This is a genomic window from Clostridioides sp. ZZV15-6598 (genome assembly GCF_020657705.1).
Classification (GTDB): Bacteria; Bacillota; Clostridia; order Peptostreptococcales; family Peptostreptococcaceae; genus Clostridioides; species Clostridioides difficile_F.
The window spans coordinates 26633-48850 of sequence record NZ_JAGWCS010000013.1 but is presented as its reverse complement, the minus strand read 5'-3'; the positions used below and the strand labels follow the sequence as shown (position 1 = coordinate 48850).

22 protein-coding genes are annotated in these 22218 nt (G+C 29.0%); 7 read left to right on the top strand and 15 right to left on the bottom strand.

All coding sequences use genetic code 11. The features are described 5' to 3' along the window. Nucleotide 1: 1 nt before the first annotated feature. The 3 genes from KGF50_RS04415 to glyA all read right to left on the bottom strand — a co-directional run bounded on the left by KGF50_RS04415 (nt 2) and on the right by glyA (nt 3280). The gene (locus KGF50_RS04415) at nt 2-700 is read right to left on the bottom strand and encodes a polysaccharide deacetylase family protein (RefSeq protein WP_227846972.1); all 699 of its coding nucleotides are present in this window, start codon (nt 698-700) and stop codon (nt 2-4) included. Further along, nucleotides 691-1788, bottom strand: coding sequence for an MGDG synthase family glycosyltransferase (locus tag KGF50_RS04410; protein ID WP_227846971.1), 1098 nt, complete (start codon nt 1786-1788; stop codon nt 691-693). Before KGF50_RS04410 ends, KGF50_RS04415 begins: the two co-directional genes overlap by 10 nt. A 247-nt stretch (nt 1789-2035) precedes the next feature. Further along, on the bottom strand, nt 2036-3280 hold the full coding sequence (gene glyA, locus KGF50_RS04405) for a serine hydroxymethyltransferase (protein WP_227846970.1): 1245 nt from the start codon (nt 3278-3280) through the stop codon (nt 2036-2038). A gap of 317 nt (nt 3281-3597) precedes the next feature. Here glyA and KGF50_RS04400 point away from each other — a divergent pair, with 317 nt between their 5' ends. After that, nucleotides 3598-4386 carry a threonine/serine exporter family protein gene (locus KGF50_RS04400; protein WP_227434512.1) on the top strand — a complete coding sequence of 263 codons (789 nt, stop codon included), beginning with the start codon at nt 3598-3600 and terminating at the stop codon, nt 4384-4386. Beyond that, entirely contained in the window at nt 4386-4859 is a 474-nt protein-coding gene (locus KGF50_RS04395) for a threonine/serine exporter family protein (RefSeq protein WP_227846969.1), read from the top strand. The genes KGF50_RS04400 and KGF50_RS04395 overlap by 1 nt, the downstream gene beginning before the upstream one ends. 88 nt (nt 4860-4947) lie before the next feature. Here KGF50_RS04395 and KGF50_RS04390 read toward each other — a convergent pair whose 3' ends face one another. From KGF50_RS04390 to KGF50_RS04380, 3 genes are read right to left on the bottom strand one after another with little or no spacing between them, the layout of a single operon-like run. Then, nucleotides 4948-5388 carry a SoxR reducing system RseC family protein gene (locus tag KGF50_RS04390; protein ID WP_227846968.1) on the bottom strand — a complete coding sequence of 147 codons (441 nt, stop codon included), beginning with the start codon at nt 5386-5388 and terminating at the stop codon, nt 4948-4950. 14 nt (nt 5389-5402) lie between these two features. Further along, on the bottom strand, nt 5403-5696 hold the full coding sequence (locus tag KGF50_RS04385; RefSeq protein WP_227434509.1) for a metal-sensitive transcriptional regulator: 294 nt from the start codon (nt 5694-5696) through the stop codon (nt 5403-5405). 42 nt (nt 5697-5738) lie between these two features. Then, a complete protein-coding gene (locus tag KGF50_RS04380) occupies nt 5739-6140 on the bottom strand; it encodes a hypothetical protein (RefSeq protein ID WP_227846967.1) in 402 nt (133 codons plus the stop codon). Between the two features lie 223 nt (nt 6141-6363). Here KGF50_RS04380 and KGF50_RS04375 point away from each other — a divergent pair, with 223 nt between their 5' ends. From KGF50_RS04375 to nhaC, 3 genes are all read left to right on the top strand, one after another. Beyond that, nucleotides 6364-8493: a sigma 54-interacting transcriptional regulator gene (locus KGF50_RS04375; RefSeq protein ID WP_227846966.1), complete on the top strand. Its 2130-nt coding sequence runs from the start codon at nt 6364-6366 to the stop codon at nt 8491-8493. A gap of 214 nt (nt 8494-8707) precedes the next feature. Continuing rightward, a complete protein-coding gene (locus tag KGF50_RS04370) occupies nt 8708-9874 on the top strand; it encodes a MalY/PatB family protein (RefSeq protein ID WP_227846965.1) in 1167 nt (388 codons plus the stop codon). A gap of 24 nt (nt 9875-9898) precedes the next feature. Continuing rightward, nucleotides 9899-11341: a Na+/H+ antiporter NhaC gene (nhaC, locus tag KGF50_RS04365; RefSeq protein ID WP_227846964.1), complete on the top strand. Its 1443-nt coding sequence runs from the start codon at nt 9899-9901 to the stop codon at nt 11339-11341. Nucleotides 11342-11702: 361 nt separating this feature from the next. Here the strand turns inward: nhaC and KGF50_RS04360 are convergent, their stop codons facing one another. The 3 genes from KGF50_RS04360 to KGF50_RS04350 form a co-directional block, all read right to left on the bottom strand. Further along, nucleotides 11703-13130: a cell wall-binding repeat-containing protein gene (locus KGF50_RS04360; protein ID WP_227846963.1), complete on the bottom strand. Its 1428-nt coding sequence runs from the start codon at nt 13128-13130 to the stop codon at nt 11703-11705. Between the two features lie 109 nt (nt 13131-13239). After that, entirely contained in the window at nt 13240-14175 is a 936-nt protein-coding gene (locus KGF50_RS04355; protein ID WP_227846962.1) for a DUF1177 domain-containing protein, read from the bottom strand. 226 nt (nt 14176-14401) lie between these two features. Beyond that, nucleotides 14402-15463 carry a DUF917 family protein gene (locus KGF50_RS04350; protein WP_227846961.1) on the bottom strand — a complete coding sequence of 354 codons (1062 nt, stop codon included), beginning with the start codon at nt 15461-15463 and terminating at the stop codon, nt 14402-14404. Nucleotides 15464-15634: 171 nt separating this feature from the next. On the opposite strand from KGF50_RS04350, the gene KGF50_RS04345 reads away from it, so the two are divergent. Beyond that, a complete protein-coding gene (locus KGF50_RS04345; protein WP_227846960.1) occupies nt 15635-16504 on the top strand; it encodes a LysR family transcriptional regulator in 870 nt (289 codons plus the stop codon). Nucleotides 16505-16626: 122 nt separating this feature from the next. Here the strand turns inward: KGF50_RS04345 and KGF50_RS04340 are convergent, their stop codons facing one another. Further along, complete coding sequence (locus tag KGF50_RS04340) at nt 16627-17433, bottom strand: nitrilase-related carbon-nitrogen hydrolase (RefSeq protein ID WP_227846959.1); 807 nt, start codon at nt 17431-17433, stop codon at nt 16627-16629. A gap of 23 nt (nt 17434-17456) precedes the next feature. After that, nucleotides 17457-18689 (bottom strand): cytosine permease, encoded by a 1233-nt coding sequence (locus KGF50_RS04335; RefSeq protein WP_227846958.1) that lies wholly within the window; start codon nt 18687-18689, stop codon nt 17457-17459. Nucleotides 18690-19195: 506 nt separating this feature from the next. Here KGF50_RS04335 and KGF50_RS04330 point away from each other — a divergent pair. Next, entirely contained in the window at nt 19196-19354 is a 159-nt protein-coding gene (locus KGF50_RS04330) for a hypothetical protein (protein ID WP_227846957.1), read from the top strand. Between the two features lie 47 nt (nt 19355-19401). On the opposite strand, the gene KGF50_RS04325 is transcribed toward KGF50_RS04330, so the two are convergent. Genes KGF50_RS04325 through KGF50_RS04310 form a run of 4 tightly spaced genes read right to left on the bottom strand, consistent with a single transcriptional unit; the run spans nt 19402 to nt 22216 of the window. Continuing rightward, nucleotides 19402-20244: a PTS system mannose/fructose/sorbose family transporter subunit IID gene (locus tag KGF50_RS04325; protein ID WP_227846956.1), complete on the bottom strand. Its 843-nt coding sequence runs from the start codon at nt 20242-20244 to the stop codon at nt 19402-19404. Next, nucleotides 20228-20986 (bottom strand): PTS sugar transporter subunit IIC, encoded by a 759-nt coding sequence (locus tag KGF50_RS04320; RefSeq protein ID WP_227846955.1) that lies wholly within the window; start codon nt 20984-20986, stop codon nt 20228-20230. Before KGF50_RS04320 ends, KGF50_RS04325 begins: the two co-directional genes overlap by 17 nt. 16 nt (nt 20987-21002) lie before the next feature. Beyond that, a complete protein-coding gene (locus KGF50_RS04315; protein WP_227434498.1) occupies nt 21003-21473 on the bottom strand; it encodes a PTS sugar transporter subunit IIB in 471 nt (156 codons plus the stop codon). Then, entirely contained in the window at nt 21473-22216 is a 744-nt protein-coding gene (locus KGF50_RS04310; RefSeq protein ID WP_227846954.1) for a BtpA/SgcQ family protein, read from the bottom strand. Before KGF50_RS04310 ends, KGF50_RS04315 begins: the two co-directional genes overlap by 1 nt. Nucleotides 22217-22218 lie beyond the last annotated feature (2 nt).

Here is a 22218-nt window from a genome sequence, read left to right as displayed (position 1 = left end):
ACTACATCCTTTCTGGTGTTACAAATTTAAAACCACTGGCTTTAAGTTTTGGAATAGCTATCTTTAATGCTTCAATAGTACGTTCAGGTGCACCAACTGCCCCGCCTGAATTTTCTCCTGCATCATGCAAACAAATTATAGAATTTTCTTTTGTTCTATCTATTAACTTATTTACTATAATCTCTACTGTACTATCTTTACTCCAATCTTCTGCCATTACATCCCATAAGGTCATCTTTAAATTGTATTTTTTAACAAATTGATTTGAAAATATGTTAGTATGACCCCATGGTGGACGATAGTAGTTTACATCTACACCTAAATTTTTCATTATATTTGTACTTTCAATAAAATCTTTTTTAACATAATTATAACTATAAAGCCATGCATTCTTATGTTCTAGTGAATGTAAGCCAACTATGTGATTTTCTCTTAACATTCTTTTTATAATTTCAGGCTCTTTTTCAGCATTCTTTGCCACTACGAAAAACATGGCTTTTATATCATTTTCTTTTAGTACATCCAACAATTTTTCTGTATATCTTTTGTCTGGTCCATCATCAAATGTAAGAGCAATTTCATTCTTTCCAGTCATATTTTTAAATACATCTTTATTTAATAGTTTATTATAATATGTAGGTATAATTGAATGGATTAAAAAAATCAAAGCAACAACTATAATTAAACCTACTACATACATTCTCTACACACTCCTTGTTCATCAAATGAAAATAAAATATTTTCTAATGTATTATTATCAAACTGTTTTTTAAGTTTTTTCATATTCAAACTCATTTCTTTAAGTGTAACATCATCATAGATTAAGTCTTTTATCTCATCTACATAGTATTTTTTATTTTTATCAAGTATTCTTCCAATTCCATTATTTAGTATAAAATCCGCATTATTTATTTCTTGTTGTAAAAATGGATTGAATGCTAATATTGGAAGCTCTGAATAAATTGTTTCAAATAATGTTATTCCGCCTGGTTTAGAAATAATAAGGTCAGCATTTTTCATATATTTGTATACTTCGTTAGTATAGCCTACAACCTCAATATTTTCATATCTATTGTACAATTTATAGTACATTTTTTTATTATTACCAGTTATTACAGTAGTTTTTACTCCTTCTAAACTATTTAGTTCTCTATAAAATTGTTCTGACTTAGGTAATAAACCTAATCCCCCACCCATTATAAGGATGTTTTTTTTATCTAAATGATTTATATGTTCTATATTTTTAAATTCTTTTTTTACAGGTATCCCATTAACTTTTACTTTATCTTCATCTATCCCTTTTAAAATAAGTTCTTCTTTAGTAGATTCACTAGCTACTAAGTAACAATCTGTATTTTTACTAATCCATTCTGAATGGCTACTTATATCTGTTATACATGTTATCAAAGGAAGATTTGAGTTATACTTTTCTTTATATCTTGATACTACTTGAGAACAAAATGGAAAAGTTGAAATAACTACTGTTGGTTGTATTTCATTAAGTAACTTGTCTAATTTAGTTAAGAAATAATCCGAAAAAGTAAATTTTATATCCTTTTTTCCATTTTCAGTACATTTGTAAAATAAATTATAAAGACTGCTTCCCCGATTTACAAGAATAGAAAAAGTTTTGTACATTCTATCTGAGTAGTTAGGCATAATATATTCAAATATATCTTTAATTATTATTTCAGAATTATTAAATTTTGTTTTTATATCTTCACTTAAAGAATTTGATGCTGAGTAATGACCCATACCAAATTTTCCTGTAAGAATTAATACTTTCATAAGATTCCCTCCTCATTAAAGCCTTTAAATACCTTTAATTACTATATTTATAAGTATAAACTTTAAATCTTTAGAAAAACCTAGTATAATTCTTAAGAAATCTTAAAGTTTTAATTAAAAAATACAAAACCCAATTAATATTGGAGATTATCTCCTAATTAATTGGGCTTTATCTTTATAGATATACTCAAACATAAATACTATCATTTTAATTGTTTAAATATGTCTCATTTAATTATACTTTCAATTAATCCATAAGATTATATTCTTCATATAGAGGATACTTTTCAGTTAAACCAACAACCAATGTTCTTGCCTTAGATTCTTCATCATAAGTTAAACATAGGTCTATAGCCTCAGCAATTACTGCCATATCTTCCTCTTTCATACCTCTAGTAGTTACAGCTGGAGTACCAAGTCTTATTCCGCTTGTAACAAGTGCACCATTTGGATCAAATGGTATTGTGTTTTTATTAGCAGTTATGTAAGCATCATCTAATCTTTTTTCTGCTGCTTTACCAGTTATATTTTTATTAGTTAAATCTAATAATATTAAGTGATTATCTGTTCCTCCAGAAATCAATTTAAAGTCTCTCTTAATAAGTTCTTCAGCTAAAGCTTTCGCATTTTTAGCAACCTGTTGTTGGTATATTTTAAATTCATCACTTAAAGCTTCTTTAAAACATACTGCTTTAGATGCAATTATATGCTCAAGAGGTCCCCCTTGAATTCCAGGGAATATTGCTTTATCTATAGCCTTAGCATATTTTTCTTTACAAAGGATAACTCCTCCACGAGGCCCTCTTAAAGTTTTATGAGTTGTTGTTGTAACAAAATCAGCTACTTCACATGGATTTTGATGAAGACCAGCAGCTACAAGACCTGCTATATGAGCCATATCCACCATAAGTAATGCTCCAACCTCATCAGCTATTTCTCTAAATTTTTTAAAATCTATCTCTCTAGGATATGCACTTGCTCCTGCAACTATCATTTTAGGCTTTACTTCGTGTGCTATTTTTCTAACATCATCAAAATCTATAAGTCCACTATCTCTATCTATTCCATATTCATAAAATTTATAATATTGACCAGAAATGTTAACTGGAGCACCATGAGTTAAATGCCCACCTTGAGATAAATTCATTCCCATAACAACATCACCTGGTTTTAGCATAGCAAAATATACACCAATATTTGCATTTGCTCCAGAATGAGGTTGTACATTAGCATGCTCTGCTCCAAATATCTTTTTAATTCTATCTATTGCAAGAGTTTCAACTTCATCTATGTACTCACATCCACCATAATATCTTTTGCCTGAGTAACCTTCTGCATACTTATTAGTAAGATGACTTCCCATAGTTTCCATTACTGGAACTGATACTATATTTTCAGATGCTATCAACTCAATATTCCTTTGTTGTCTTTTTAACTCTCTTTTCATACTTTCATAAATCTCAGGGTCCGCTTTTTTCAAGTTCTCAAACATATTACTCCTCCTAGTTATTATTTAAATTTTACTTTTACAGACATTTCACAATTTTCGTTTTTATCAATATGATAATTTATTATTATAGTCTTTTATAAATTAATAGTCAAGTGTTTTACTACTTTTACATGTTTACTTTCTGTATTTTAAGTTAAAATATAATAAATAATATTGTCTAATTCTTTTAATTGGATATAATTTAGATGTGACTATTTTTAAATAAAAAAAAGATAATATAATTTATATATATATAAGGAATATTACTTAAAAATTTGATATAATTTCAATATTATGTTTTTTAATTTGGAGGTGTATTTATGAATCAAAATGAGGAACTTGAATATAAAAAAAATATTCTGAAATTAGCTCTATTTGTAGGGGAACTTATGATAAAAAATGGAGCTGAAACATCTAGGGTTGAAGACAGTGTCCTTAGAATATGCAGGTCAAGAGGATTTTATCATGTAAATATTTTTACAACTCCTACAGTAATAATTATTTCAGATGAAAAATTTGACGGTTTTTCGTTTATGAAAACGATTCAATCAAGAGGTATAAACTTAAATAAGATTTCTTTATTAAACAGTTTTTCTCGAGAATTTGTAAATGATAAAGAGTATGATATTGATACTGCTATCGCACGTCTTTATGAAATACAAGAGGTAAAACCTTATCCTTTATGGTTGTTTTACTCTTGTACAGGAATTGCATCTGCTTGCTTTGCTTGTTTGCTTGGAGGGAATTATATATTAAATTTTATTCTTACATTTATAATAGCAATATTTGCTGCAATTACTTATGATAAAACCATGAAGATAAGTGCAATATCTGCATTTTCATGTTTAGTGTCTTCTTTTTTAATAGCACTTTCAGGAGTTTTGCTAGTTGAAATAGGTATTTTGAATGACCCTAAAATGCTCATAGTTGGAGCAATAATGCCACTACTCCCAGGAGTTGCTTTTATAAAAGCCATTAGAGATTTAATATCAGGTAATTTAATATCAGGAATTTCTCGTGCTTTCGATGCTGCTATGATTATTATTGCAATTGCTTCTGGAGTCGGTTTTGTCCTTGATACATGGTATAGAATTGGAGGTCCTTTCTAATGACTGATATGTCGATGATTTTACATTTTTTATTTTCAGGCATTGCCACTGCTGGATTTGCTGTTTTCTTTAATGCGCCACTTTATCTACTTCTTCCAGCTGGAATAACTGGTGGAGTTGGTTGGATTGTGTATGTATATTTATTTAATTTTACTACAAACTCAATTTTTGCAGGTTTTATAGCTGCTGCTTTGGTTTCAGCATGTAGTGAGATATTAGCTAGAAAGCTAAAGCAACCAGCTATTGTATTTGTAATTCCAGGGATTCTTCCTCTGATACCAGGGATTGGATTATACAATACAATGTTATCTTTAATTCAAAAAAATTATGATTTAGCGATGTCAAAAGGTACTGATGCACTATTTTTAAGTGCTGCAATATCGCTTGGTGTATTGGTTGTAACTTCTTTTGTAAGAACATTAAACCTTTTGAAAATCAGAAAGAATTTTATTCCTCAAAAAAAATCAAAATAAAAATATAAAAATAGCAATGTACCTAAATCCTATAAATATACATTAAGTATTTATAAGAGTACATTGCTATTTTTAAATTATAATAATTTTAAAGGTCAATTAAGATTCTTGTGATTACTGGTATAAATTCTCTGCTATCTCTAAATTTTTTATCATTTTTCTTTAAATACAAATAACAAATTACTGTAAGACAGATTCCAACTAATCCACTTATAGCTTCAACACCAGCTGTCATGCCAATTGCTCCCAGTATATAGTATGTTCCTATTGTTCCAACAAGAAGCGCTACAAGAGGTATTATATAAGCCATTGCAGCTGCTTTTAATACATTCATGTTATCCATACTTACTTCTACATGGTCACCAACCTTCGCACCAATTGTATTGTCTACCTCTACTAATATCTCTTTTGACTCTGATGAGTCTGCAGTAGCACATTTTCCACAAGCAGCACAAGCTGAGTGTCTTTGCATTTTTAATTTCGCAGTTCTATCATCAACAATTTCCATAATAAATCCTTGTTGATTCATACCTAACCGCCCCCTTATTTTGTAAATTTATTTATGGTATCCATAAGTTCTTTTATCATCTCTTCAGTTTTTTCACTATCATCATGTTTGATACTTTCTGCTACACATCCTTTTATATGATTTTCCAAAATAATTGTACCTACTCTATTTATAGCAGACCTTATAGCAGATATTTGAACTAATATATCAACACAATAACGCTCCTCTTCTACCATCTTTTGTATCCCTTTAACTTGACCTTCTATTCTTTTTAGTCTTTTTATAAGAGCTTCTCGCTCATTGTTTGGTGCTAATTTTCTTTCTTCCATAAATTCACCTCATACTCTTATGATGTCCTATACAATTATGCTTTACTTACCAATTTGTTTAAAATATAATACAGTTATTACTACTATAAATGCTAAAATTGATATTGCTATAGACCTGCTCTGATGCTTAGTTTGCTCCATACTTAATTTACCATTCATCTTAAACCCTGCTAATGGAAATAAAAATATAACTAATGCATCAATTCCAAGTACAATTTGGGCTGCAATAGTCCACTTGCTCAAAAAGCAAAATATTCCACCTACACCTAAAAGAACCTCTAATATATTTATAAACTTATAAGTAGGTTTTTTTGTTATATATTCTTCAATTTTTTCCTTACATTCTGCACGACATGGATATATATCGGTATTGTTATCATATTTTATAGCCAATTTATTATTTGGTGACTTTATATCCCTATTACAGTAAAGACATTTTTTCATTTTATGTTCTCCTCATAGTATTCCTCTTAAGAAATTTTTCTAAATTATTACCGTTTCAATACTATTATACCAAATAGATACAAAAAACAAAAATAAAAGGAATCATTTTAACTATTTCTTTTATTTTACTACTTAATTTATAATAATAATTAGACAAAATTATTTATATTTAGTTTAATTGTTATATAATCTAAAATAAGTCAAATTTGTATGAGAGGTTAAAATGAAACAAATAGAATTAGCTATTGTAAGCTTAAAAAAAGATGCTGGAAAAATTTATGAAGACCAAATAAGACAATTTCTAGGTAACAATATAAAAATAAACTTATACTCATTTGAAGAGGGAAATCTAAAATTTTTTAAAGAAAAACTAATCCTTTTATCTGCTTATTTAAAATATGATGAAATAGCAAAATTATCTCATCATGATGCTCAAATTATCGTTCCTAAGTTGACATTTGAAAAGAATAGTATAGATATGATATCTAAATTAGAAAAAAACAAAACTATTTATGTATATAATCTAAGCAAGGATATGTCTATAGAGACAATCTCTTTAATACATAGACTAGGAATAGACAATATTAATATCTTACCCTGCTATCCAGAAATAGAATTTACTCCTACAGATGCCATAATCCTAACTCCTGGAGAAAAAATCTTGCCCAATTTTAAAAATTGTGAAGTTATAGACTTAAAATATAGAATAATAGATTTAAGTTGCATTGTTGAAATTGCCACAAAAACTAAGTTAAAACATCTAATAAAAGATGACTTAATAAAAAAATATGTAGAAAAAATAATTCCTACAAGCTATAGTACAGGTGAATTATTGTTAGATGCAAATAAATTTGAAAGGCAATTTGATTTGTTGTTATCTATAATTGATGATGGAATTATATGCACAAATAATGATGGAATTATACAATTTTACAATCATATAGCTAGAAAAATTTTATCTATAAATGCAAATGAAATGATTGATGTGTTTATTGGCGAATGTATAAAAGATATTAACTTTCAAAACATATTAAACAATAAAACTCCATTTTATGAGAAATTAATTAAGATAAATCACATTGATATAAATTTAGAGATTAAACATATACAATTGAATGTATTTGATGGTTTTATATTAAAGATGACTAAGTTTTCTCAATTAGAAAAAAAACAAGCTAAGTTAAGAGCACAACTAGTAAGCTCTGGTAATGTTAGTAAGTATACTTTTGATGACATATTAGGTTCTAGTATACAAACTATTAATACTAAAAAGATTGCTAATAAAATGGCTCAATCAAACTCATCAATTTTAATAATCGGTGAAAGCGGTACTGGTAAAGAATTATTTGCACAATCTATTCACAGTGCTTCTAAAAGAAATTGTGGACCTTTTGTAGCAGTAAATTGCAGCACTTTTCAAGAAAGTTTATTGCAAAGTGAATTATTTGGTTATGATGAAGGTGCGTTTACTGGAGCTAAAAAAGGCGGAAAAATGGGTTTATTTGAATTAGCAAACAATGGAACTATATTCTTAGATGAAATTGGAGAGATGGATTTAAATTCTCAATCTAAATTGCTCAGAGTTATACAAGAAAAACAGGTGAGGCGTATTGGTTCAAATAATGTTATTGACATTGATGTAAGAATAATTGCTGCTACTAATAGAAATTTAAAAGACCTTGTATCTAAAGGTAAATTTAGAAGAGATTTGTATTTTAGGTTAAATGTTCTTCCTCTTAAAATACATCCTCTTAGAGAAAGACCTAATGATATATTTGAAATTTTCGAATCCCTAAAGTATGATATACCATGCAATTTTAATCTAAGTGACGAAGTGAAGGAAATTTTCAAAATATATAAATGGGAGGGAAATGTAAGAGAATTAAGAAACTTAGGAGAATACTTCTGTTATCTAGGAAAAGATGTTATAGAAATATGTGACTTACCTGAATATATATTAGATACTATAGATGAAAATTATAGCAAAACTGTTTGTAATAAAGTGACAGAAAAAATATCTAAATACCAATTTAATATTAATAAAGACAAAAACTTCATCAAACATGACTATGATTTTAAAAGACCATTAGATGAATATATCTTTATATTGGATAATTTAAATAAAGCTTACAATTTAAAAGAGCGAATTGGCAGAAAAAGCTTATACAAGATAGCTTTAAACGAAAATAGATTTTTAACAGAACAACAAATTAGAAATATACTTTTAGAATTACAAGAATTTGGACTTGTAAGTATACTTGTTGGCCGTGGCGGTTCAGTCATAACACTTAAAGGAATCGAGTTTCTAAAAAAAATAAATGGGTTTAATGACGCAAACAGTTCAACCATTTAAACCTATTTAATTGTATTTTAATAAATTTAACGAATTTTTAAAATAACCTTTTCCAAAGAAAATTAAATAAAATTAATAATTTCATATATTCCAACCTCTGGTATTACTTAATATCACGAATTAATTTTTAGTTAAACCTTTTTAATATCTATTTTGGCATATTGCTTGCTAAATACTATAAGTATAAATTTAAAAATTACTGGAGGTATTTATAATGAATTACAATTTTAATGAAATTATTGATAGAGGTAATAATTTTTCAGCTAAATGGTCAGAAATGGATAAAAAATATGGTACTAATGATTTACTTCCTATGTGGGTAGCTGATATGGACTTTAAAGCTGCACCATGTATAATTGATGCATTAAGAAATAGACTAGAACAAGAGATTTATGGTTATACAACAAGACCAGATTCTTACAATGAATCTATAGTGAATTGGTTGGATAAAAGACATAATTGGAAGATAAAAAGTGAATGGTTAGTTTATAGCCCAGGTGTTATCCCAGCCATAAGCCTTTTAATAAATGAACTTACAAAAGAAAATGATAAAATAATGATACAAGAACCAGTTTATAGCCCTTTCAATAGTGTTGTAAAAAATAATAATAGAGAATTAGTTATAAGTCCACTACAAAAACTAGAAAATGGAAACTATATAATGGACTATGAAGATATTGAAAGTAAAATCAAAGATGTAAAATTGTTTATACTTTGCAATCCTCACAATCCAGTTGGAAGAGTATGGACAAAGAATGAACTAAAGAAACTAGGAGATATTTGCCTTAAATACGGTGTAAAGGTTATATCAGATGAAATACATAGTGACATTATATTTAAAAATCATAAACATATACCTATGGCATCTGTATCTAAAGATTTTGAAAAAAATACAATTACTTGTATGGCACCAACTAAAACTTTTAATATAGCAGGTCTTCAATCTTCATATGTTGTACTACCTGATGAAAAAGATTATAAATTATTAGATAATGCATTTACTAGAATTGATATAAAGAGAAATAACTGTTTTAGCTTAGTTGCAACAGAAGCTTCATATAACAATGGAGAACCTTGGCTAGAGTCATTCTTAGAGTACTTAGAATCTAATATAGATTTCGCTATAAAATACATAAATGAAAATATACCAAAACTTAAAGTCAGAAAACCAGAAGGTACTTATTTATTATGGGTAGATTTTAGTGAACTTGGACTAAGTGATGAAGAATTAGGAAATCTATTAGTAAAAAAAGGTAAAGTTGCCTTAAATCAAGGAAATAGTTTTGGTATTGGAGGAAGCGGATATCAAAGAATAAACTTAGCTTGTCCAAGAAGCATGGTTGAAGAAGCTCTTATAAGAATAAAAAATGCAATTAACTAAAAATATTTAAGGAGAATTTGCGTTATGAAAATAGGTACAGAAAGAAAAAGACCTTCATTTAGATATTCGTTATTAGTAATGCTTGCGATAATAGCTTTAACATCGGTTGGTATAGTTGTATTTAAAGCTTCTATAACTACAATGTTTTTACTTTCATGGCTTATAGTAGTTCCAGCAGCTATGAGGCTTGGTTATACTAATGAGGAAATAGAAGCTTTTGGATTTGAAGTTGGTAAAGATGCCTTTCAATCAAATTTAATTATACTTTCTGTTGGTGTACTAATAGCAGCTTGGATAGCTGCTGGTACAATACCAACAGTAGTATATAGTGGTCTGACAATAATAACACCTAAGTATTTTTTACTTACAACATTAATAGTCTGTTCACTTACTTCTGTCGCTACTGGTACATCTTGGGGAACGCTTGGAACGTCTGGCATAGCAATGATGAGTATTGGTACTAGTATGGGTATTCCCCTTGGCCTAACAGCTGGTACAGTCATATCTGGTGCTTTTTTTGGAGATAAAATGTCTCCTCTATCCGACTCTACAAATCTAGCTGCTGCTGTTTGTAAAACAGATGTAATTACTCATATGAAACACATGGTTTACACAACAGGACCTGCATATATAATATGTATAGTTTTGTACACTGTAATTGGCCTTAAGTATTCAAATAATACTATTGACTATGTTCAAATAAATCAAATCAAAGACGTATTAAATTCAAACTTTCATATTGGTTTAGTAGCAATGATTCCAATACTATTTTTATTATTACTTTTATTGTTACAAAAGCCTCCTATTATATCTATATTAAGTTCAGCTATTATGGGACTTATTATAGCTGTAATTCAAGAAGGAGAAAAAATAGGTGATGTCTTAAATTACATGTTATCAGGATTTACTATAGACACAGGATTTGTTTATGCTGATAAATTATTAAATCGTGGTGGAATAATGAGTATGGCTGAAACCGTTTTACTAGTCTTTGTAGTTTTCGTTATTGCTGGAATTCTCCAAAAAACTGGATTCTTAGAAGTATTACTTCAACCAATGATAAACAAAATAGGAAAATCAAGAACTAAGTTAGTTAGCTCTACTTTCATAGTAAGCTACTTTGCAAATGCATTTAGTTCATCCATGATGTTCACATCGGTATTTGTTGGAACTTTAATGTCCCCAATATATAAAGAATTTAGGCTAAAACCACAAAATTTATCTAGAATTATAGAAGATACAGCAACCCTTGGCGGACCATTAATGCCATGGAATTCAAATGCTGTTTTCTGCGCTCAAACTCTTGGTGTAAGCCCACTTGAATTTATTCCATATTGTTTTCTAAGCTGGATTACTCCTATAATTTCATTTATTTATGGTGTCACAGGTTTTACCATGCTTACATATACAGATGATGAAATAGAAGAGTTAGAGATATCTACTATTATGCAGAGAAGAGTTGATTAAAATATGCATTTTAAATACTATTACTTAATCCAAGATGTTATAGGCGTATTATTGGCATTTATAGGGCTTCGAATGACCATTCTCAGTTTTAAAATAATATCGATAAAGGGTATTTCAATAAATACAATTTTAATCCTAATTAAATACTGTTTATTTACAATTGCAGGGGTAAATCTATTAATATTCAATTTTGGCATTAAGCATTGGATTTTAAGTATTTGTATATTAATAATATCTACAATAATAACTCCTAGAGTTAAGTTATCAAAATAGAAATCATTATTAAAATCAACATTTCATAACAATAAAGAGACTGCCATTAATATTAAGACAGTCTCTTTATTATTTATTATCTATAAATTTAGATAACTGGTGTATCAGATAGGTAATCATTACTTACATAACCATATCCACCATTATATTTTATTTTTACCCATCCAGTAGCAAACATTTCTACAGTTTCTACCTTACTTCCATATGGAAGTTGTCCTATTTTTTCATCTTCCGTACTTGGTCCTTTTCTAACATTTAGACCATCTTTTTCTTTTACATATTTTATCTTAACATTTTCACTGTTATTATTAGGTTTATTATTTGTTAGATAAGACCCACTGACATATCCAATATCGTCATTGTATTTTATCTTAACCCATCCCGTTTTTAGTACTTCTAAAACTTCTACTTCATCACCATTATTTAGATAACCTACTACAGAAGCTTCTATTGTAGCATCACTTCTTACATTTACTTTATCTGTATTAGCTACATACATTACCTTCTTACCAGTACTACTCCCTTGTAAATCTTTTAGCTCTGTAAATGCATTTTCATTTCCACCACTACCAACTTGAGTTATAGCAGTCGCCTTTTTATTTGTAAATACACTCTTTTGAGTTGCACTCAACTTATCTCCTACTATAAGTACTGGAGAATTTTCTTTTGATGCTAATACACCTACTGCTAGAGCATCTATAAGTTGATTTTGTTTTTTCATTCCATCTTTAGCTACAAATACATTATCTAAATTATTTGATGTATAAAATTTTTCTATTACTTTTCCATTTGTTTCATTTCTATCTGCTCCACCTATTCTTTCTGAATTTGGTAGACCTTGTTTTATTTTATCTGATACAGCATTAGTAGAGCCTATTATGTATGACTTACTTATATTTTTAGAAGCTATAAAATCCTTAAAACTAGACACTCCAGATGCATCAGAAACTGGAAGTATAACCATACCATTAGTAGCAGCTACAGAAGCTATACTAACTGCATCTGCAAGACCTGTATATCCATTTATCACAGCTATTTCTGAGATTTCTTTTAAACCTTCTATCTTTTTAGCTATGTTCAAAGCTGTCTGATGTCTGTCACTACCACCAATTCTATCAACTGTTAGGTTATTAGATTCTAGTTGTTTTTGCACATTATCTGACACGGAGCCAGATAATCCAATTATATAAACTTTTTTAACACCTAATCTTTCTAATTCTTTCTTAGTTTGCGAATTTAAATTATTTTTTTCTGTAAGTAGTATCGGAGCATTCTTTAATTTGGCAAATGGTGTAACAGATAATGCATCTACAATAGATTCACTATTAACTATTACAGCTTCATTTGCACTACTCCAACCTTCTTTACTTACTTCAATAGCTGTTTGATATCTATCTTTACCTATTAAAGTATTTTCCGTTGCCGTTCTACCTATTTCATTTGCATATGATATTGATGATAAACTTAAAACTAGAGATAAACACAATACTGATGATATTGATTTTGTTAATTTCATATTAACTCCCCCTAAAATTATTGTATCTACAATTTTTATTTACTCTAAATATTATATCACAATAATTTAGCTTATATCATCTATTCTAAAACATCAATAAAAGACAGCTTTATTCTTCTCCAAAAGTTTGAAACTTATCTAGACTTCCATATCTCTTCATTAGAATGTTCCATTCATGTTCATCATAAAACTCACAATTTCCACCGCCATAGTATTTTGCTACTTCAACAACAAATCTTCCTGCACTTTCTAAATCAGAATAATTACTTGCTCCAGTTGCACATCCAGCAACTGTTGTCTCAGTCGTTATAGCAACTCCTACTACAGGTGCTTTTGTAGCTACAGCAGGTTGAAGAATACTATTTATATGATATAAACCATTTCCATATGGAGTTATATCTTGTATTGACACAGGAAATACATAAGGAAGTCTTCCTGTAGTAGTCTGCATTATATCTAATAAATCATTACTTGTTTTTAGAATATACCCTTCTTTTATTGTAGGAGATATAGCAAAACCTCTTGTATTTATAACTCTATTCCCTTTAGTTGTATCTATTGATAATATAGCATCACAACTTAAATCAACTTCGTTTTCATTCATAGTTCTCATGTCAATTGGAGAATCCATAAATGGAACTGGTTTATGTTCTTTAGTAGGTGCATCTGGACATATGTGAGTTGAAACTATTACATCTCCATCAATAAAATCTCCCTTATTCTGCATGTCCAATAATTTTGCTCCTACTGCTATTGCTACTAAAGCTCCATCAGCATCAGAAACCATACCTATCATTTCTGGTCTCGCTCCAATACCTCCTAGTCTTCCTAAAACGCCTAATGTCTTAGCTGTTCCTCCTGATAATTTTCCATTTTTACCTGGTATTGTAAACTTTACTAAATCAGTAGACCCTTTTTCCGTACTTAAAGTTTTTACTAATATATTCTTCCCACCATAGCTTTCCAAATATTTTTTTACACGTTCTCCATCTACTTCTGCACTATCAATAATATCATAAACTTCCAAAATTTGTTTTAACATCATATTTGCTCACCATCCAATTTTATTTCTTTTATTTATAGTTTTATAAACTTTTTCTTATTATCTCTAATGTCTTATTTATTTTTTATAAACTTTTTCCTAAGTATTTATTTTTTATTTTTATAAACTTCTTCCTAAGTATTTGCTTTATTTATAGTTTTATAGGTATTGTATTGCTCATTAAATCTAATTAATTTTAATTCTTCAATCAATTAAATTACTACACATCCTAATTAACTCCAATTATTTTTTTATTTAATATATCTTCTACATCTCTTAATAATTCTTCTTGTGTCATTGTTATTGAAAGTTTTAAATTTTCTTTAGAGGTTTTTATTAAAACTATCTCTTGTCCTTCTCTGATTTCTGCTGATGTAACAGGCATACTTGTGTTCTTATCAAAAGTCATAATTAAATCTGGAAACGTTGATATTCTATTATTGTCTTTTTCTACCGTCATATATTCATTCCAAAAAGTTACCTCATAACCATTTACAATCAATCTACCTACATCAAATCCACCTGTAGTTTCTAACTCTAAAGTTTCTATTGTCCCTTCTGAAACTACCTCTCCGTTCAAAAATTCGACAACGTTGTTTATTGCTTTATCTTTTGATATTTCTAGACCTAAGTAAAACTCTCTACCCAAATCTATTGCATGACTTATGCCTCCTATAGCAGCATTTTCTTTTACAACAGAAGCTTTTACAGGATTTCTAGCTACAGCAACTAGCCCTTCTGCTGCTACAGCACACTGTCTAACAAGTCCTGCTGTCTTATTTAAAGAACCCTCTACAAAGCCCTCTATATGATTATCAAGTTCTGGATTTCCACCAGACACAGCTTGATAAGACTTATATGTTTTATCTCTATGTAATCCAAGGCTTCCCATCAGGCCTGTTGGATGGGCTCTACCATTACAAGGTGCATCTATTAGTGGTATTTTAAGCACAGAAGACTGAAGCCATCCATTTATTGTTGCACACCCTCCATTTTCATTTGTAATAATACCTTGTATATCTAATCCTAGTTTATCAATAAATATTTTGACTGTGTTTATATAATCATCATTATCAGCATACTTAAGTGGTGCTGCTGGAGCTCCTACTGCAGATACATTTAAAACAATTGCATCATCATGTAATTCATCTATACTTATTAGCTCTGGAAATCCATATTGTAAGGCATATTCCCCCATCTCTCTTCCACTTTCTTTTGCACCACCACCTCCTCCTCCTAAAATTGTCCCTCCTATTAAAGCATATTCTAATATTTCCTTAGTTAGCTTCATATTAAATCTCTCCTTTATTAGTTAGATTATGTAAATATATTAGTAACTATTTAAATAACTTTATGATATATTATAGTTTATTATACAAGCTTTGTATTATAATGTATAATATATAATTAATTATCAAATTTATATAATTCAAGTTATATTAAAAGAGGTGTATTTTATATTATGGATTTATTGCATCTTAAGTATTTTCAAACTGTCGCTAGAATGGAACACATAACAAAAGCATCACAAAAACTAAATATAGCACAACCAGCTTTAAGTAAAACCATATCTTCTTTAGAAAAAGAACTTGGAGTTCAGTTATTCGATAGAAAAGGAAGATATATTGTACTAAATGAGTATGGTAGATTATTTCTAAAAAGGGTAGATAGTATTTTAGATTTAGTAGAAATGTCAAAGAAAGAGTTACAAGATATTTCCTTAGAAAACTCTGGTGAAGTAAAAATATTAGCTACAGCAGCAGCTAATGTATTACCACCACTTTTGAGTAACTTTAGAAAACTATATCCTAATATTACCTTTAATGTTTCACATACTCTACCATCTTCTTATAAGAAAAGTGATTTTGACTTGTATATATCTTCTTCATTTACAAAATTAAACTCAGAAAATAATATAACATTAACCTGCGAGGAAATATTATTAGGAGTTTCAATAAACCACTCTCTATCCTTAAAAGATGAGGTTTATCTAAGTGAGGTTTCAGATGAAAACTTTATAGTTATAACTAAAGGTGAAAATTACAGAGAAATAATAGATATATTATGTGAATCAGCTAATTTCAAGCCAAAAATAGCCTTTGAATCCGATTCTCCATATACAATCTATGCTCTTATAAAATCACTTCAAGGAGTTGGATTTATATGCGGAAAATCATGGGGCTTATCTCGAGACCCTGAAATTAAACTATTACATATAAAAGATATTGAATTTAAAAGATATTTAAATCTTTCATGGTTTAGTGAAAATTATGCATCTAAAGCAGTCTTATTATTTAAAGACTTTCTTATAAACTATTTCAAAAATCTTTAAACCAAAGCTGGTAATATTAAAGAGGATATATCAAACATCATTAATAACTCTATCTTTAATGTTTGGTATATCCTCCTATTTTTATTTTTTATCGAAATTGTATCTTAACATATAATATAAAACTATATATTGTAACTATTTTTTCTGTCTTTTAAGTAGGGAATATCATTCCTATATTTTTCTATTTCATCTAGGTCAATCTCTGCTAATATATATTTTTCTCTATATGTATCTAATTGACTTATTATAGTTCCTCTAGGATTACATATTTTACTCTTTCCAAACAGTATCAAATTAGGGTCATTGCTTACTAAGTTCACTCCTACTGTATACACAGTATTTTCTAAAGCTCTTTGAGATACGTTTAAATCCCACATATCTTCATCTTGTATTCTCCATGCAGAAGGTATAAATATTATTTCAGAGCCTTTTAATGTCAATTCTCTAGCCACTTCTGGGAATCCTGCATCATAGCATATCATTACACCAAATTTACCAAAATCAGCATCATATACATCTACTTTTTCCCCTGCTTTAAAGTATACTGCTTCTAATGACCATAGGTGATTTTTACAGTATTCTCCCATCATATTACCCTGTCTATCGAATATAACAGCTGAGTTGAAAACATGTGTAGAGTCCTTTTCTAAAGTTCCATATGGAGATATTAGGTATACATTATTTCTTTTAGCTGCTTCTGACATTGATTCTTCTATGTATTTGTTATGTTCTCTTATTAGGTCTAATGTTTTAATTCCACCTAAATATTCTAAGTTATATCCTGTAGCAAATAATTCTGGCAAACAAATAATATCTGCACCTTGATTTCCTAAATCATCTATCATCTCTACTGCTTTTTCTATATTTTTTTTAACATCTCCAAGTACACTATGTTGTTGAACTATACCTATTTTCACTTTACGACTCATACGATTTCCCCCTTTATTTATCTTTATTTAACTTTACTTCCAAAACATTTCATTAGTATATAATAAAGAATCATACTTACTACAATTCCATTTATTGGTGGTATTAAGAAACTTACTTTTGAAGTATAATATGATGCTGCAAAACCAATTAACCAACTTATTACTGCAATCCAATTTATTCCTTCTCTGTGTTTATAAGTTCTTCCTTGTATAAAATAATATTCACACCACATAATTCCTGCTATAGCTGGAACCGCTATTCCTAAGAAAGATAAGAATGATTGGAATTTGAATATTATACCAGTAGCTGCTATTGTTGTACCTATTAGACCTGCAACTAAAGTTAATACATTTCTCTTTACATTTGGAAAAATAGTTTTTAGTGCCAATCCACCAGAATAGGCATTTGATACATTGGTTGACCAAGATGCAAGTATTAAAATAACAAATGCTATCCATCCAAACCCTAAATTAGCCAATACTTCTGTTATATCCCAAGTAGGAGCACCCATAGACATTACACCTGCTGCAACTTGTTGGAACAATGAAATAATACCTAATCCTAAAAAACCAATTATCCAAATATCTTTTACTCCTCTTGTATATCTTAATTGGTCAGGTGATATAATCGCACCGACTATGATAAGACCAACAACCATATTCAATCCTTCAACCATGCTCATTGTTGTTTGAGGAGTGTAATTGTAGATAGCTTCAACTCCATAAGTAGAAAAAGCTTTAAAAACTCCCCAAGCCATTAATATTATAAGTGGTGGTATAACTAAGTAATTAAACTTAGCCATTGCCTTAAAACCATACAAAGCGAAAACTACCATTAATAACCCAAGTATAACTGTGACTAGTGTTAAGTTTACACTTGGAAATATTTTTTGTACTGATAATCCCGCAACTCCTGCTTGTACACCAAACCAACCAAAGCTAGTTATTCCAAGCAATAGAGATATGAGATATTTTCCACCTATCTCTCCAAATGCCCCCTTGGCTAATACATATGTATTTAACCCTTCTTTGCAACCAATATAACCTTGTATCATAATAATTGCGACTAATATTAAGTTCCCTATAATTGATGTAATAATCATATTGGAAAGAGTCATTCCTAAAATTAAGGTTCCTCCAACCATTAATTCTGATATGGCTATATTAGAGCCAAGCATATTAAATAATGGAGCTAACCATCCAACTCTTTCCTCTTTTGGAACTGGATTTAAAACTAATTCTTCTCTCTCTTGCAAGATTATCCCTCCCTTTCTTTGTAAAAGAATCTTTTCTACTTTTTTCTACATTTTTTTCACCCTTGATAGTTTCTTTTCTTTCTATAATTATAATTCTACTCTACAAAAAAGTATAATATCTAGTTTATTATCAATTTGATATAATTTAAGTTATAGATAGATAAATGGTCTAAAATTATTATTTAAATTTAGACTATTCACACATATTTTAAATTTATTTCAGTTTTATTAGAATTATACTTTTTTTATTAAAATTTTATAACATATAATTTATTCTCAAAATTTTTTTATAAATGCTTATAAATGTTTCTAATTTCACCTATCTTAACTTATTTTTAGTGAATTTATTACAACTTTACTAATTAAATTTAGTCTAAATTTTCTGATTATTACCATAAAAATAGTTTTTCAAACAAAATTTACTTAAAAACAAATTCATGATAAAATTTTAAAATATAGTATTTTTATTATATTGAATATAAATACAAAGGAGGATGTGTAAGATTATGGCTAGAAGACCAAAGATAAAGATAACTTTAATAGATAAAAAAGAAAAAGGTACTTGCCACTATGGGCATAAAATTGGTGATTCATTTGAACTTGGTATTTATTTTTTATTCAAAAGAGGGAGTCGCCTATTTTTTAGTGCGACACCCCCTTTATAGATTTCAATTGTAGAAAAGATTATCAAAAATCGTATTCATAATTTTATTTATACTACCCCAACTGCAGCTAATATTATACAAATAACCATAACTGAAATTAATATCGTAGTTGTCTTGACTTTTTTTCCTAATAACCAATACATAATTCCAAATATCATAGCTGGAAGCATACATGGCATTATTTGGTCTAAGTAAGTTTGAATAGGCTCCGCCCATTCTCCACTACCTACATTAACACTAAGTTTTAGTATTACATTAGAGGCAGTCATTCCTCCAATTACCATAAGCCCTAGCATTGATGCTGCTTCCATAACTTTTGATACTATACTTGAGCCACTTACATCTTTAAAAAATTGAGTTCCATACTTAAATCCTTTATCTAAACATATATAACGAATAATAAAGTGAGGAATATTTATTATTAGAAGAAATAAAATTGGACCCATTATATTTCCTTGAGAAGCTAAAGCTATACCAACTCCAGCTGCTATAAGCTTTAATGTTCCCCAGAAAAATGAATCTCCTATTCCAGAAACTGGTCCCATTAAACTCGACTTAACAGCATTTATACTCTTTGCATCAAATTCTTCATTCTTTGCATTTTCTTCTTCCATAGCTCCAGATATACCAACCAAAAGAGTACTTATATGAGGTGTAACTGACATAAACTCAAGATGTCTTTTTAAAGCTTGAGATTTTTTTTCTTTATCATCTTTATATAATCTACGGATTATTGGTGCCATTGTATATGCATATGCTATATTTTGCATACGTTCATAGTTCCAAGATGAATCTAATGTCAAAGATCTTCTAAAACATTTCCAAAAGTCTTTTCTTGTTATTTTGCTATCTGGTGAAATTGTTTCTAATTTCTTAGAATTCGTTGTCATCCACTACTACCTCCTTTTCTCCTAAAAAGTTAACATATATTAAAGCTACTGCTAATCCAAATAATGCGACTCCTGTTACTGTTATTTTTAAATAAGCAACCATTATAAATCCTAATAATAAGAATGCTATCGTTTTCTTGTTAAGCATCATTCTAGCTAACATGGCAAAACCTATTGCTGGTATCACGCCTGCTGCAACATCCATACCATGAATTACATATGATGGTATAAATGAAAGTATCTTTTCTATTACTGGAACACCTAATGAGAACCCTGTACCTACTATTATTGCTAGTATTAATTTATTACCTATACCAAATAATAATTGTATACGTTCTACACCTTTAATGTTACCATCTTCTGCATAACGGTCAGCAAGATGAGCTCCCCATGTAAGCACTACTGTCATTAAGAAGTTGTCTATAAGTAATACTAAAGTTGCTATAGGAACTGCAAGTACAACTGCTGCGGATACATCTTGACCAGTTAATATTACAAATGCTGTAGCAATAATAGAACCAGATACAAAGTCAGGAGGATTACTTGCTCCAACTGGGAATGCACCCATAAATACTAGTTCTAATGTTGACCCTATTACTATACCTGTACGTAAATCTCCTAGTGCTAAACCAACAAGCGGTGCAACAACTATAGGTCTATTATGCATTGTAGAACCTACAAAACAATGCATATATGCAAAGAATGCAATTAGAGTTATTAGAATAACTTGTGTAAATTCCATTTTTATCCCCCTAAAATTATATTAGTTTCATTACATTTGTAGCATCATCATCAGGAACTAATTGTACGAATACATTTACACCTTCTGAATCTAATTCTTTAATCATGTTTATATCATCCTTTGATACATGAACTGCTTTAGATATATTTTCACGATTATCATCTGATTTTGTTCCACCAAGATTTATTGACTTAATAGATTTAACTTCTTTAGATAGTCTATAAACATCTTCTACAGACTCACAAAGTATCAAAAGATTGTATTTATCAGTAACACCTGAATTAAGTGCTTTTATAGAATCTGCTATACTTTTCATTACAAGTTTGACATTAGATGGCTTAGCCATTTTAAGCCCAGCCATTCTTAAATCATCCTTTAATAATTCATCACTTGCTATTAATATGCAATCTGTATTTAAAAACTTTGTCCATGTAAATGCTACTTGTCCATGTATAAGTCTGTGGTCTACCCTTACTAATTTAATCATTATAATTCCTCCCTAATTTTTTTTATTTCATCCATAAATGTTTTTACGTGTTCTGCACTAACATCTCCAAAGTCTTGGTAATTATCTTTGAAGTAACTTCCTATTATTGCCATATCCCCTATTTCAAGCTGCTTTTTTGCATTTTCTAATGTAACTCCAGCTGCAATAACTAAAGGGAAATCTCCTACATTTTTACGGAATAATTCTATTTTTTCCATTGATGTTTCTTGCCCTGTAGCATTTTCTGTAACTGCTATAGCATCACATCTTGTCATTCCTATCTTTAAATCTTCTTCAACAGTATTTTCTGATAAAACTGGTTGGTACTTAAAACGTACCCCTCCAATTAAATAAGCTTGACATTTTGAACGATGCAATTTAAAAAATTCTTCTAAAGTGGCCTCATCTCTAGGTTTAACATGACCTACTACAGAGTCAACTTGTACATAGCTTGCATTATATCTTGTTGCTAGTTCAAATCCCATAGTATCAACGTTTAAGCAATTTACTCCATATGGTATTGATAAATTGGCTTTAGATACATATTCAAGTATTCTTTCTAAATCATAGTAGTTACCATAGTAATTTTCTAACATTATTCCATCTACACCATTTTCTTCTAAGATACTAATTTCTTTTTTAGCTCTTTCAAAAATATCATCTGAAGTATCTCCCTTTAAGTGTATCATTGCTATAATTGGTTTTTTGTTTTCAAAAACTGATAATATTCCCTTATTGTCCATAA